The 13,158-nt window shown below is 74.6% G+C and carries 14 protein-coding genes; 8 read left to right on the forward strand and 6 right to left on the reverse strand.

What is annotated here, in order from left to right; genetic code table 11:
* Positions 1-27: 27 nt before the first annotated feature.
* Complete coding sequence (locus FB454_RS26330; RefSeq protein ID WP_013287384.1) at positions 28-1,254, reverse strand: multidrug effflux MFS transporter; 1,227 nt, start codon at positions 1,252-1,254, stop codon at positions 28-30.
* Positions 1,255-1,336: 82 nt separating this feature from the next.
* Here FB454_RS26330 and FB454_RS26335 point away from each other — a divergent pair, with 82 nt between their 5' ends.
* Positions 1,337-1,846: a MarR family winged helix-turn-helix transcriptional regulator gene (locus FB454_RS26335; protein WP_013287383.1), complete on the forward strand. Its 510-nt coding sequence runs from the start codon at positions 1,337-1,339 to the stop codon at positions 1,844-1,846.
* Positions 1,847-1,853: 7 nt separating this feature from the next.
* Positions 1,854-2,756, forward strand: a complete 903-nt coding sequence (locus tag FB454_RS26340) for an aminoglycoside phosphotransferase family protein (protein ID WP_013287382.1) — start codon at positions 1,854-1,856, stop codon at positions 2,754-2,756.
* A 13-nt stretch (positions 2,757-2,769) separates the two neighbouring features.
* Here FB454_RS26340 and FB454_RS26345 read toward each other — a convergent pair whose 3' ends face one another.
* Entirely contained in the window at positions 2,770-3,597 is an 828-nt protein-coding gene (locus FB454_RS26345) for an MBL fold metallo-hydrolase (RefSeq protein WP_013287381.1), read from the reverse strand.
* The gene (locus FB454_RS26350) at positions 3,594-3,998 is read right to left on the reverse strand and encodes a thioesterase family protein (RefSeq protein WP_013287380.1); all 405 of its coding nucleotides are present in this window, start codon (positions 3,996-3,998) and stop codon (positions 3,594-3,596) included. The genes FB454_RS26345 and FB454_RS26350 overlap by 4 nt, the downstream gene beginning before the upstream one ends.
* 115 nt (positions 3,999-4,113) lie before the next feature.
* On the opposite strand from FB454_RS26350, the gene FB454_RS26355 reads away from it, so the two are divergent.
* Complete coding sequence (locus FB454_RS26355; protein WP_013287379.1) at positions 4,114-5,184, forward strand: phosphatase PAP2 family protein; 1,071 nt, start codon at positions 4,114-4,116, stop codon at positions 5,182-5,184.
* A gap of 86 nt (positions 5,185-5,270) precedes the next feature.
* Here the strand turns inward: FB454_RS26355 and FB454_RS26360 are convergent, their stop codons facing one another.
* The 3 genes from FB454_RS26360 to FB454_RS26375 form a co-directional block, all read right to left on the reverse strand.
* A complete protein-coding gene (locus FB454_RS26360; protein WP_357001298.1) occupies positions 5,271-6,635 on the reverse strand; it encodes a PH domain-containing protein in 1,365 nt (454 codons plus the stop codon).
* Positions 6,636-6,931: 296 nt separating this feature from the next.
* Positions 6,932-7,459, reverse strand: coding sequence for a PH domain-containing protein (locus FB454_RS26370; protein WP_145823705.1), 528 nt, complete (start codon positions 7,457-7,459; stop codon positions 6,932-6,934).
* A 73-nt stretch (positions 7,460-7,532) separates the two neighbouring features.
* A complete protein-coding gene (locus FB454_RS26375; protein ID WP_013287376.1) occupies positions 7,533-7,742 on the reverse strand; it encodes a hypothetical protein in 210 nt (69 codons plus the stop codon).
* A 254-nt stretch (positions 7,743-7,996) separates the two neighbouring features.
* On the opposite strand from FB454_RS26375, the gene FB454_RS26380 reads away from it, so the two are divergent.
* The 5 genes from FB454_RS26380 (at position 7,997) to fabI (ending at position 13,040) form a co-directional block, all read left to right on the forward strand.
* On the forward strand, positions 7,997-9,103 hold the full coding sequence (locus FB454_RS26380; RefSeq protein ID WP_013287375.1) for an AAA family ATPase: 1,107 nt from the start codon (positions 7,997-7,999) through the stop codon (positions 9,101-9,103).
* Entirely contained in the window at positions 9,082-10,029 is a 948-nt protein-coding gene (locus tag FB454_RS26385) for a DUF58 domain-containing protein (protein WP_041799075.1), read from the forward strand. The genes FB454_RS26380 and FB454_RS26385 overlap by 22 nt, the downstream gene beginning before the upstream one ends.
* Positions 10,026-10,976 carry a VWA domain-containing protein gene (locus FB454_RS26390; protein ID WP_013287373.1) on the forward strand — a complete coding sequence of 317 codons (951 nt, stop codon included), beginning with the start codon at positions 10,026-10,028 and terminating at the stop codon, positions 10,974-10,976. Before FB454_RS26385 ends, FB454_RS26390 begins: the two co-directional genes overlap by 4 nt.
* A gap of 568 nt (positions 10,977-11,544) precedes the next feature.
* Positions 11,545-12,249, forward strand: a complete 705-nt coding sequence (gene fabG, locus FB454_RS26395) for a beta-ketoacyl-ACP reductase (protein WP_013287372.1) — start codon at positions 11,545-11,547, stop codon at positions 12,247-12,249.
* A gap of 23 nt (positions 12,250-12,272) precedes the next feature.
* Entirely contained in the window at positions 12,273-13,040 is a 768-nt protein-coding gene (gene fabI / locus FB454_RS26400; protein ID WP_145751994.1) for an enoyl-ACP reductase FabI, read from the forward strand.
* Positions 13,041-13,158: the final 118 nt, after the last annotated feature.

Consider the following 13,158-nt stretch of genomic DNA (forward strand, 5'->3'; position numbering starts at 1 on the left):
GGCCGGCGTCACGCGCGGAGGGCGAGCTCAGGCGCGCGGACGGGTCATCGTCAGGACGGCGGTCAGGGACAGGAACGCGGCGCCGGCCAGGACCACAGCCATCGGCAGCGCGCTGCCCTCGCCGCCGAGCCCGACCAGCGGCGCGGCGAGCGCGCCGACCACCGACTGGATGCCGCCCATCAGCGCCGCAGCGGTGCCCGCGTGCCGGGCGTGCGCGTCCAGCGCCAGCGCGGTGCTGTTCGGCATCACCATGCCGAGCGAGCCGACGAAGGCGAACAGCGCCACCGCCGTCACGGCCAGGCTGCCGGCCAGCGCGCCGCTCAGCACGCCGAGCGCGGTGACCAGGCCGACCACGAGCGTGGTGACCAGCAGCCGGCGCGGCGTGAACCGGTCGAGCAGCCGGGCGTTGGCCTGCCCGACCGCGACCAGGGCGAGCGCGTTGACGCCGAAGATCACGCTGAACACGGCCGCGGAGACGCCGAAGACGTCCTGGAACACGAACGACGACCCGGAGATGTACGCGAACAGCCCGGCGAACGCGAAGCCCTGCGTCAGCGCGTACCCGAGATAGACCCGGTCGGCGAGCAGCGACCGCATGGTCCGGACGGTGGCCCCCAGGCCACCGGTGCTGCGGCGCTCGGCCGGCAGCGTCTCCGGCAGGCGCAGCGCGACGGCCACGGCGAGCACCGCCCCGATGACGGCGAGCGCCACGAAGACCGCCCGCCACGAGCCGAACCGCAGCACCAGGCTGCCCACGCCCGGCGCCGCCACCGGTGCCACGCCGAAGACCAGGGTGAGCCGGGAGAAGTACTTCGCGGCGTCCCGTCCCGAGTAGAGGTCGCGGACCACCGCGCGGGCGACCACCACGCCCATGCCGCCGGCGACGCCCTGGGCGAACCGCGCGGCGGCCAGCAGCGGGGCGTTCGGCGCCGCGGCGCACGCCAGCGCCAGCACGGTGTACGCGACCACGCCGACCAGCACCGGGCGGCGGCGCCCCCAGCGGTCACTGAGCGGACCGGTGACGAGCTGGCCCAGGGCGAGGCCGATCAGGCAGGTGGTCAGCGAGAGCTGGATGCCGGCCTGGTCGGCGCCGAGGTCGCGGGTCATGGCCGGGAACGCCGGCAGGTACATGTCCAGCGACAGCGGACCGATCGCGGTGAGCGTGCCGAGCAGCACCAGCAGCGTCACGCCGCCGGTGGACGCGGTGGTGCGGTCGGCGGCCGGGCGCGCGGCGGTCGGCGCGGCGTTGCTCACGAGTGGGTACCCCCTGGATCCGGTGCGTCCGGGTACCTTACATCTGTAGTCAGAACTATTGCGATGTGAGGCGGGTGACCCCGTGGCGACGAACGAGCAGGTCGCGCGCGTCGGAGCGGTCGTGGGGGAGCTGCACCGCCTCCTGCGCCGCCGGACCGGGGCGCGCGTCGGACGAGACCCGCTGCCCGAGGCGCAGGTGGAGTTGCTGCTGCTGGTCCGGGAGACGCCGGGGATCAGCGGCAAGGAGGTGGCCCGGCGCCTCTGCACCGCGCCCAACACGGTGAGCACGCTGGTCCGCGACCTCACCGACGCCGGGCTGCTGGCCCGTGACCGCGACCCCGGCGACCGCCGGGTGCTGCGGCTGCGCGTGACCGAGGCCGCCCGGGCCCGGATGGCCGACTACGAGACCAACCGCGCCGCGCTGCTCGACGAGGCACTGGCCGAGCTGGACCCGGCGGCGAGGGAGGCGATCCTGGCCGCCGCCCCGCACCTCGACGCGCTGCTCGGCGCACTGCGGGGCCATGCCCGGCCGGAACCGCCCGGACGGGCCCCCGGAAACCCGGTGGCCGTCGCGCCGTCCCGCCCCGCATGATCACCGGATGGCCCTGCACCAGGACGAGATACCCGTGGACGAGCAGGTCGTCCGGGCGCTGCTGGCCGACCAGCGCCCCGAGTGGGCCGCGCTGCCGCTGACGCCGGCCGGGGCCGGGACCGACAACACGATGTACCGCCTCGGCGCCGACCTGCTCGTCCGGCTGCCGCGCACCGCCGAGAAGGCCGGTGCCCTGCGCAAGGAACAGCAGTGGCTGCCCCGGCTCGCGCCGCTGCTGCCGTACCGGGTGCCGGAACCGGTGTACGCCGGCGTCCCGGCCGACGCCTTCCCGCTGCCGTGGTCGGTGCAGCGGTGGATACCGGGCGACGAGGTCCGGTCCGGCACGGTCGAGGACTGGGCCGCCCTCGGCGCCGACCTGGCCGTATTCGTCAGGCGCCTGCACGCGACCGACCTGCTCGGCGCGACCCGCGCGGGCCCGCTCAGCGGATACCGCGGCGGCAGCCTCCACCCCTGCGACGCCTGGATCTCCGCGGCGCTCGACGACTGCCGGAGCCGGATCGGCGACGAGACGGACGTCGACACCCTGGTCCGGCTCTGGCGGGACGCCCTCACCCTGCCCGAACCCGCCGGGCCGCACGTCTGGCTGCACGGCGACCTCAAGCCCACCAACCTGCTGGTGCACGGCGGACGGCTGCGGGCGGTCATCGACTTCGGCGGCCTGACCGTCGGGCACCCCGACGCGGAACACGCGCCGATCTGGGACCTTCCGCCGCGGGCCCGGCACGCCTACCGGGAGGCGCTCGGCGTGGACGACGTGACCTGGGCACGGGCCCGCGCCTGGGCGCTCGGGGTGGCGGCCAGCGGCGTCTCCTACTACTGGGACACGTTCCCGGCGTTCGTCGCCGAGTGCCGCAACCGTCTCCGCGAGATCCTCGCCGACGCCGGCTGAGCGCGGCCGCCGGTCAGGCCGTGCCGTCCAGCTCCGCGTAGCCGCGGCGGGCGGCGATCAGGCCCGGCCGGGCGCCGAACGGCGACTCGGCCGCCACCCGCTCCGGCGGGGCGCTGCCGGTGTGCCCGGCGCGGATCAGCCACGCCTGCCGCGCGAGCTGCGCGTGCTGCTCGCGGACGAAGTCCACGCCGACCGGCTCGCCGTGGCCGGGCACCACCACCGTCGCGGGCGTGGTCAGCCGCAGCAGGTCGGCCAGCGCGTCCGGCCACTTCAGGGGGTACGACTCCTCGAACGCCGGTGGCCCGCTCTGCTCCACCAGGTCGCCGGCGACCAGCACGTCCGCGTCGGGCACGTGCACCACCAGATCGGCGTCGGTGTGCCCGTGCCCGGGATGGCGCAGCACCACCCGCCGGCCGCCGACGTCGAGCACCGTCTCCTCGTGCACCTCGTGCGTCGGCGCCCGCAGTTCGGTACGCGCCAGCTCCTCGGCCAGCGCCGGGTGCCCGGCACGCATCTCCTCGTACGCGGCGCGGCGCACCGCGTCGGACCGGTCCCGCAGCGCCGCCGCGGCCTGGGCCTGCGCGTAGATCGCCGTGTCCGGCCCGGCCAGCGTGGCGTTGCCGAAGCAGTGGTCGAAGTGGTGGTGCGTGTTCACGATCGTCCACGGGTACGGCGTCACCGCCCGCGCCGCCTCCGCCAGCTCCCGGGCCTGCCGGGCGGTCGAGAGCGTGTCGACGAGCAGCGCCGCGCCGTCACCGGCCACCAGCACGACGTTCACCGCGAGCGTCGGCTCGCGCAGCACGTGCACCCCGGCGGCGACCTCGGAGAACCCGGCCGTCATGACTGGCGCACGGCCCGCTCGACGAAGCGCTGCCGGTCGACGAGCACCCGCTCGACCCGGCCCTGCGCCGCCACGGTGGGCCCGTCGGTGACTGTCACGTCGAAGACGAGCCGCTTCCCGTCGACCTTCACCAGCTCGGCGTGGGCGGCCACGGTACGACCGACCGGCGTGGCCGCGCGGTGCTCCAGCTCCACCCGCACGCCGACAGTGGTCGACCCGGACGGCATCCGGGTCGCGGTGGCGGCCACCGTCGCGGCCTCGGCCAGCGCCAGCACCCGGGGTGTGCCGAGCACCGGCACGTCCCCCGAGCCGACCGCCTGCGCGGTGTCGGCGTCGGTCACTGTGAGCTCGACCCGGGCGGTCAGGCCCGGCGTGAAGGGCGACTCCGGCTGCTCCTGCATGCGGCCGAGCCTAGTGCAGCCGACCCGCGGCCGTCCGGCGTCCGGGCCGCCGCCGGTCCGGTCGCCACCGCCCGCCCGCATGCCCGCCCGTCGCCCGCCGTTAACCTTGTCCGCGATGGCCGAGCTGACACAATCTCCGACCCCCGCCCCCGACGCGACCACCGAATCGCCCGACGGTGGGCGCCGCCGTGTGATCGCGATGACCATCTGGGGCGTCGCCTTCGTCGTCGCCTGGCTCGCCATCGGCCTGCCCACCGACCCGGCGTACGCGTTCCTGTGGATCTGGGCCGGCACCGTCGCGTGGAACTCGGCCCGCCCGTGGCGCAGCCACCTGCGCTTCGCCCGGGACTGGATCCCGGTGGTGCTGCTGCTCGCCGCGTACAACCTGTCCCGCGGGTTCGCCGACAACGGCGCCACCCCGCACGCGATGGAGCTGATCGTCGCCGACCGCTTCCTCACCGGGTGGCTCACCGGCGGCGAGGTGCCGACGATCTGGCTCCAGGAGCGCCTGTACGACGCGTCCGAGGTGCGCTGGTGGGACGTGCTGGTGAGCTGGATCTACTTCTCGCACTTCGTGGCGACGTTCGCCGCCGCCGCGGTGCTGTGGATGCGCAACCGGCGGCGCTGGATCGCGTACATGTCGCGCTGGGGCTTCCTGTGCGCGGCCGGCCTGGTCACCTACTTCGCCTACCCGGCCGCGCCGCCGTGGTGGGCGGCGCAGAACGGCCTGCTCACCGAGGTCGCGCGGATCTCCACCCGGGGCTGGAAGGAGATCGGCATGCACGGCGCGGGCAACCTGCTCAACGCCGGGCAGATCGCCTCCAACCCGGTGGCCGCGATGCCGTCGCTGCACACCGCGTTCGCGCTGTTCGTGGTGCTGTTCTTCATGCGGTCGGTGCGCAAGCGCTGGTGGCCGCTGATGCTGGCGTATCCGCTGGCCATGACGTTCACGCTGATGTACAGCGGCGAGCACTACCTGATCGACGTGCTGGTCGGCTGGGCGTACGTGGGCATGACGTTCCTGGTGGTCGGCCTGGCCGAGCGCTGGTGGGCGGCGCGGCAGGCCCGGCGTGCCGGTGAGCCCGCCGTCGCCGCAGGTGCCCCGTCCGCCGACGGCGACACCGCCGCCGACACCCCGGACCGCGCCGCCGACGACCGGGACGCGGTGCCCGCCGAGCGCCGGTAGGCCCCCCGCCGCCGTCACGGGCGGCCGGGTCGTCTGCGCGCCGCCGTGGTTCGCCCGCCGCCGTCGTGGCGTCGCGGCCGCCGGGGTCAGCGGCCGCTGTCGGTACGGCGGGCGGCGCGCGACCGCTCGGTCAGCTCCGCGGCCAGCTCCCACGCGTCGGCCAGATCCCGGTCGACAGCCGCAGCCCCGGCCCCACCGGCGGTGTCCGCGTGCACGGTGGCCAGCCGCAGCAGCCGCTGCACCGGACCGCGGGTGACCCGCACGCTCTGGATCCGGGCGTACGGCACCAGCGTCAACTGCCTGGTCAGCAGCCCGGAGCGGGCCACGAAGACCCGCTCGTCGAGACCGGCGCCGACCACCTTGCGGCTCAGCGGGCGCAGCCACCGGGCCCGCGACGGGGGCGGCGTGGCGGGCAGCGCGTCCAGCCGTACGCCGGGCAGCACCTCCGCCACGACCATCGCGCCGGTGCCCGCGTCGCCGACCGGCAGCAGCCGGTCCGGGCGGTTGCGGTCGTCCGGCTCACCGGCCGAGTAGCCGGCCACCTCCAGCCGCAGCCGCAACCACCCCTTCATCCGCCAGAGCAGCGGCCAGGTCGCCCGTACGGTCTGCACCCGGTGCAGCGGCACGGTCTGCATCCGCGTCTCCAGCAGCCCGTTGTGCACGCGCAGCGTGCCGTCGTCCCGGTCGAGCCGGAAGCTCCAGTCGTCGAGCACCCGGCGGATCGGTTGCAGCACCACGCCCGCCATCGCGGTGAGCGTGCTCGCCACCGCGATGAACGACCACGAGCCCTCGGAGAGGAACTGGGCGCCGACGAACGCCAGGCCCAACGGCAGCAGGAACGCCTGCGGCGTGAGCAACTGGCTGATCAGCAGGTCCTGGTTGCGTACCGCGTGCAGCCGGCGCCCTTCCGGCACGGGCGCGACCGGCGCGCCGGGCTCGGCCGCCGGAACCGGCGCCGGGGCGGAGCGACCGGCCACCGCGAGCAGCCGCTGACGCAGCGCGGTGGCCTCGGCGACGCTGAGGTAGGCCAGGGGCGCCTCGGTCTTGCCCCCGCCGACCACCTCCAGCCGCAGCTCGGCCAGGCCGGTGAGCTGGGCCAGCAGCGGCCGGACCACCTCCACCGCCTGCAACCGCTCCAGCGGGATGGCCCGGGTACGCCGCCACAGCAGGCCCTCGTAGACCCGCAGCTCGCGGCCCACCAGGTGGTAGCCGGTGTTCCACCAGCTCACCACCGACAGCACCGTGGCGCCGAGCACGAAGACGGTGACCAGCACCGCGAACCAGCCGAACCCGACCCGCGACAGCGTCGACCAGGAGAGCCCGGCGATCACCACGACCAGCGACTTCGCGCCGTGCAGCGCCGGGCTGAGCGGATGCAGCCGCTGCCGGGGCTCCTCACCACCGGCGGGCGGCCCGGCCGCCGGACCCCACGGTCCCGGGTACGGCGGCAGCGGCGCGGGCCACGGCCCGGGCGCCGCGTCGGGTCCGGGCGGCGGCCCGTACCCGGGTGCCGCCGAGCCGGGCGGCCCGTACCCGGTCGGAGGTCCGTAGCCGGGCGGAGGCCCGTACCCGGATGGTGGTCCGGGGACGGGCGGCGGTCCGTATCCCGGCGCGGGCGGCCACGGATACCCGTTGGGCTGCTGACCCGGAGCCGGTGGCTGCGCCGCGTCGGCCGGCGTGGGCGGGCCGGGCGTCGGCTCGGGCCGGTCGTCCTGGGGCGGCGGGGCGCCGGAGTCGCTCCGTTCGCTCACAGGCCCTCCGCCCGGTCCTCGCCCAGGGCGGTCAGCCGGTCGCGCAGCCGGGACGCCTCGGCCGGACGCAGCCCGGGCACCCGCGCGTCGCTCGCGGCCGCGGCCGTATGCAATTGCACGGTGGCGAGGTCGAAGGCGCGCTCCAGCGGACCCGCGCTCACATCGACGAACTGCATCCGCGAGTACGGCACGATGGACAACCGCCGCACCAGCAGGCCGTGCCGCACGAGCAGATCGTCGTCGCGCTCGGCGTACCCCCAGGCGCGGACCGCCCGCACGATGGTGACCGACCGCCAGACGCCCATCAGCACCGCCAGGCCGACGACGGCGCCGAGCAGCCAGTGCCCGGACAGCGCCCAGGACACGCCGAGCACCACGAGCGCCACGGCCAGCCCGATGCCGAGCCGGATCAGCTCCACCCAGATCAGGTCGCGGGAGATCGGCTGCCAGCGGACCGTGTCCGGCCAGGGCTCCAACGCGCTGCGCGAGGCGGGCGGGAGGCCGGCCGGGCCGTCACCGCTCACCGGGAGGACCTGCCGTGCTCGCCGCCGGTACGGGCTCGGGTCATCTGCTCGCTCACGCTTCGAGCGTAGGCGATCAGGGCAGCGGGACCACCTCGCGGAGGAAGCCGCGTGCGTCGAGGAAGTCACCGAGGGAGCCCCGGTGGTCCGGGCAGGCCAGCCAGGTCTTGCGCCGGTCGGGCGCGTGCAGGCGGGGATTGTGCCAGCGGAGCTGGAAGGCGGCGGGCGCGCGACACCCCCGCGCCGAGCAGATCAGCGTCTCGTCCGGGGTGGTGGGAGTCGTCACCGGGGCGAGTCTAGAGGCCGCACGCCGGAAGTTTTAGCGCCGGGCGGCCACGGGGGGAGCCGCCCGGCGACGGGGTGAATCGTACACACTGCGGACCCCTTGTTGTCCACCCGTGTTCAGCGTTTCCCGCGCGGCGGGACGGCGTGGCCGGACGGCGCGGCGAAAATCGTGCCTCTCCCACCCTCGGCTCTCAGCGAGGCATGACAGTCTTGATACGCACCACGCCGCGACGACGAACCTGCTGTGGAGGACCGGTGGCCCAGCCGACCACACCCGACGTGCCGAACCCGACCGAGGTGGCGCCGGACGCGCCGCCCCCGGCGGGCACCACCCCGGCACAGGACGCCACGCTGCTGGAGCGGGCGCTGTTCGAGACCAAGCGGGTGATCGTCGGCCAGGACCGGATGGTCGAGCGGATGTTCGTCGCGCTGCTGGCGCGCGGGCACTGCCTGCTGGAGGGCGTACCGGGTGTGGCCAAGACGCTCGCCGTGGAGACCCTGGCCCGGGTCGTCGGCGGCTCGTTCGCCCGGGTCCAGTTCACCCCCGACCTGGTGCCCGCCGACATCATGGGCACCCGGATCTACCGGCAGTCCAGCGAGAAGTTCGACGTCGAGCTGGGCCCGGTCTTCGTCAACTTCCTGCTCGCCGACGAGATCAACCGCGCGCCCGCCAAGGTGCAGTCGGCGCTGCTGGAGGTGATGAGCGAGCGGCAGGTCTCCATCGGCGGCGAGAGCCACCGGGTGCCCGACCCGTTCCTGGTCATGGCCACCCAGAACCCGATCGAGCAGGAGGGCGTCTACCCGCTGCCCGAGGCGCAGCGGGACCGGTTCCTCATGAAGATCGTCGTGGGCTACCCGACCGACGCCGAGGAGCGCGAGATCGTCTACCGGATGGGCGTGGCACCGCCCGAGCCGGCCCGGGTGTTCGACACCCCGGACCTGGTCGCCCTCCAGCACAAGGCCGACCAGGTGTTCGTGCACAACGCGCTGGTCGACTACGCGGTCCGGCTGGTGCTCGCGACCCGGGCGCCGGCCGAGCACGGCATGCCCGACGTGGCTCAGCTCATCCAGTACGGCGCCAGCCCGCGCGCCTCGCTCGGCCTGGTCCGGGCCACCCGCGCGCTGGCGCTGCTGCGCGGGCGGGACTACGCGCTGCCGCAGGACGTGCAGGACATCGCGCCGGACATCCTGCGCCACCGGCTGGTGCTCAGCTACGACGCGCTCGCCGACGACGTACCGGCCGACCACATCGTGCACCGGGTGATGTCGACCATCCCGCTGCCCGCCGTCGCGCCCCGTCAGCAGGCCACACCGCCGCCACCGGCCGTCCCGCACAACGGATGGCCCGGGCAGCGGCCGTGACCTCGCCCACCCCGCTGAGCGCCGCCGGCGACCGCTCGGGGGCCGTGCTGGCCCGGCTCCAGCTCATGGTGACCCGCAAGCTGGACGGGCTGCTCCAGGGCGACTACGCCGGGCTGCTGCCCGGACCTGGCAGCGAGGCGGGGGAGTCCCGGGAGTACCGCCCCGGCGACGACGTGCGCCGGATGGACTGGCCCGTCACCGCCCGCACCACCATGCCGCACGTCCGGCGTACGGTGGCCGACCGCGAACTGGAGACCTGGCTGGCCGTCGACATGTCGGCCAGCCTGGACTTCGGCACCGGCCGGTGGCTCAAGCGGGACGTGGCGGTCGCCGCGGTCGCCGCGCTGGCCCACCTCACCGTGCGGGGCGGCAACCGGATCGGCGCGGTGGTCGGCACCGGCGGGCCGGGGACGATGCTGCGGCTGCCCGCCCGCTCCGGCCGCAAGGAGGCCCAGGGGCTGCTGCGGGCGGTCGCCGGCGCCGAGATCCGGCCCGGCCGCAGCGACCTCGGCGCGCTCGTCGACATGCTCAACCGCCCGCCCCGGCGGCGCGGCGTGGCGGTGGTGATCTCCGACTTCCTCGCGCCGCCGCAGCAGTGGGGCCGGCCGCTGCGTAAGCTGCGGGTCCGCCACGACGTGCTGGCCGTCGAGGTGGTCGATCCGCGGGAACTGGAACTGCCCGACGTGGGGGTGCTGCCGGTGGTCGACCCGGAGAGCGGTGAACTGCACGAGGTGCAGACCGCCGACCCGGGCCTGCGCCGCCGGTACGCCGAGGCGGCGGCCGCCCAGCGCGGGGCGATCGCCGCCGAGCTGCGCGCCGCGGGCGCGGCCCACCTGCGCCTGCGTACCGACCGAGACTGGCTGCTGGACATGGTGCGTTTCGTCGCCGCGCAGCGGCACGCCCGCACCAGAGGGACGACGCGATGATCCGTTTTCTGCAACCGTGGTGGCTGCTCGCCGTACTGCCGGTGCTCGCCCTCGCCGCCGCGTACGTCTGGCGGCAACTGCACCGCCGGCAGTACGCGCTGCGGTTCACCAACGTGGACCTGCTGCGTACCGTCGCGCCCAAGGGACTGGGCTGGCGGCGGCACGTCGCGGCCACCGCGTTCCTGCTCTGCCTGCTGGTGCTGGCGACCGGGCTGGCCCGGCCGGCGATCGACACCCGGGAGCCGCTGGAGCGGGCCACGGTGATGCTCGCCATCGACGTGTCGTTGTCGATGCAGGCCGACGACGTGTCGCCGAACCGCCTGGAGGCGGCCCAGGAGGCTGCGAAGCAGTTCGTCGGCGAGCTGCCGGAGAGCTACAACCTGGGGCTCGTCTCGTTCGCCAAGTCGGCGAACGTCCTGGTGCCGCCGACCAAGGACCGGGCCGCCGTCACCACCGCCATCGACGGGCTGGTGCTGGCCGAGGCGACCGCCACCGGCGAGGCGGTCTTCACCTGCCTGGAGGCGATCCGCTCGGTGCCGGCCGACGGCGCCGCCGGCATCCCGCCGGCCCGGATCGTGCTGCTGTCCGACGGCTACCGCACGTCGGGCCGCTCGGTCGAGGAGGCCGCCGCGGCGGCGCAGGCGGCGAACGTGCCGGTGTCCACAATCGCGTTCGGCACCGACTCCGGGCAGGTCGACATCGGCGGGCAGCTCCAGCGGGTGCCGGTGGACCGCACCGCGCTGTCCCAGCTCGCGGAGACCACGCAGGGCTTCTTCTACGAGGCCGCGTCGGCCAGCGAACTGAAGCAGGTCTACCAGGACATGGGCAGCTCGATCGGCTACCGGACCGAGCCGCGCGAGATCACCCAGTGGTACGCGGGGATCGCGTTGCTGCTGGCGCTGTGCGCGGGCGGGCTGAGTCTGCTCTGGACGTCCCGGCTGGTCTGAGCCGGAACCGGCCGGCGGTGGTCAGTGACCGCCGCCGGCCAGCACGAACAGGACGGCCACCCAGACGGCGGCGAGGGTGAAGCCCAGCGGGGCGACGTAACGGCTCATGAGTGTGCTCCGTGGCGACGGTCGGCCGGTGAGGGCCGTGGGGGGGTCGGGGCGTACGCGCACGAAGTCGTGACCGGGTGCTCCGCCGCGCGGCAGGCCACACCCCGGCGTGGTCGCCGGGAAGCGGATGCGGTGCGGAGGGCGGGAAGCGGGTCAGCCGGGTGGACCGAGCCGTGGCTCAGCGGGGCTGACGGTGGGCCCGGCCACGACTGGGAGGATCGCTATCTCGCACAGCGATCACCTCCTGCGGTCGGCGGGGCCCGGAGCGGGCACGGAGCGGCCCGTAGACGCGATCATCGTACACCGGGGGTGTGGGTGTCGCGCGCGCGGCCGGCAGCCTCCGCGGACCCCCGCCGACGTCGGCCGGGGTGGGCCCTGTGACCTGCGCGGGTTAGCGCTTACCTGTCGGTAACCCCTAGGCTCCGACCGACCGAGAGATCACTGGAGCAGAGGGGGATCCGTGGCCCGAACCGTGCTGGTGACCGGCGGGAACCGGGGGATCGGCCTGGCCATCGCGCAGGCGTTCGCCAAGCAGGGCGACCGGGTGGCGGTGACGTACCGGAGCGGCGAGGCTCCCGACGGCCTGTTCGGGGTGCGGTGCGACGTGACCGACGCCGAGTCGGTCGACGCCGCGTTCACCGCGATCGAGGCCGAACTCGGCCCGGTGGAGGTGCTGGTCGCCAACGCCGGCATCACCGACGACACGCTGATCATGCGGATGTCCGAGGAGCAGTTCGCGCGCGTCCTCGACACCAACCTGACCGGCTCGTTCCGGGTCGCCAAGCGGGCCTCGACGAAGATGCTCCGCGGCCGCTGGGGCCGGATGATCTTCATTTCCTCGGTGGTCGGCCTCTCCGGCGGCGCGGGCCAGGTCAACTATGCGGCCAGCAAGGCCGGCCTGGTCGGCGTGGCCCGCTCGATCACCCGCGAGCTGGGCACCCGCAACATCACCGCGAACGTGGTGGCGCCCGGCTTCATCGACACCGACATGACAGCGGGCCTGCCCGAGGAGCGCAAGGCGGAGATCCGCAAGTCGATCCCGGCCGGCCGGATGGCCACCCCGGACGAGGTCGCGGGCGTCGTCACCTGGCTCGCCTCGGACGCGGCCGGATACGTCACCGGCGCCGTCATCCCGGTCGACGGCGGCCTCGGCATGGGCCACTGAGCAGAGCACGGAGGAGACACGCAATGTCCGGACTTCTCGCCGGTAAGCGGCTGCTGGTCACCGGCGTCATCACCGACGCGTCGATCGCCTTCTCGGTGGCGAAGCTCGCCCAGGAGAACGGCGCCCAGGTCGTGCTCACCGGCTACGGCCGGCTCTCCCTGGTGGAGCGGATCGCCAAGCGGTTGCCCGAGCCGGCGCCCGTGATCGAGCTGGACGTCAGCAACGAGGAGCACCTGGCCGGGCTGGCCGACAAGGTGCGCGAGCACGTCGACGGCCTGGACGGCGTCGTGCACTCGATCGGGTTCGCCCCGCAGAGCTGCCTCGGCGGCGGTTTCCTCGACGCCCCCTGGGCGGACGTGGCGACAGCGCTCCAGGTCTCCACCTACTCGTACAAGTCCCTCGCCATGGCCGCGCTGCCGCTGATGTCCGCCGGGGGCGCCGTGGTGGGTCTCACGTTCGACGCCACCAAGGCGTGGCCGGTCTACGACTGGATGGGCGTGGCCAAGGCCGGGCTGGAGTCCGCCTCCCGCTATCTGGCGCTGCACCTGGGCAAGCAGGGCATCCGCAGCAACCTGGTCGCGGCCGGCCCGCTGCGGACCATCGCGGCCAAGTCCATCCCCGGCTTCGACCGGTTCGAGGACGCCTGGACCGAGCGCGCCCCGCTGGGCTGGAACCTCACCGACCAGGAGCCCGCCGCGCGGGCCTGCCTGGCGCTGCTGTCCGACTGGTTCCCGGCCACCACCGGCGAGGTCGTCCACGTCGACGGCGGCTACCACGCCATCGGCGCCTGAGATGTAAGGAAGGGCCCCTTCTTAGTGAGTGTTTGAGATTCCGGCTCAGGTGTGGGTTGCCTGGGCCGGTTTCGTGTGTCGGGCCAGGCGGGTGACCATGACGTGGATCATGGCCCAG

The sequence above is a fragment of the Micromonospora sp. CNZ297 genome, from assembly GCF_007827625.1.

Bases quoted from the DNA above. Each gene is read 5' to 3' on its own strand.
- FB454_RS26390 (WP_013287373.1), top strand. From the start codon at position 10,026: ATGATCCGTTTTCTGCAACCGTGGTGGCTGCTCGCCGTACTGCCGGTG.
- FB454_RS26355 (WP_013287379.1), top strand. From the start codon at position 4,114: ATGGCCGAGCTGACACAATCTCCGACCCCCGCCCCCGACGCGACCACC.
- FB454_RS26345 (WP_013287381.1), bottom strand. From the start codon at position 3,597: ATGACGGCCGGGTTCTCCGAGGTCGCCGCCGGGGTGCACGTGCTGCGC.
- fabI (WP_145751994.1), top strand. From the start codon at position 12,273: ATGTCCGGACTTCTCGCCGGTAAGCGGCTGCTGGTCACCGGCGTCATC.
- FB454_RS26350 (WP_013287380.1), bottom strand. From the start codon at position 3,998: ATGCAGGAGCAGCCGGAGTCGCCCTTCACGCCGGGCCTGACCGCCCGG.
- FB454_RS26340 (WP_013287382.1), top strand. From the start codon at position 1,854: ATGGCCCTGCACCAGGACGAGATACCCGTGGACGAGCAGGTCGTCCGG.
- FB454_RS26385 (WP_041799075.1), top strand. From the start codon at position 9,082: ATGGCCCGGGCAGCGGCCGTGACCTCGCCCACCCCGCTGAGCGCCGCC.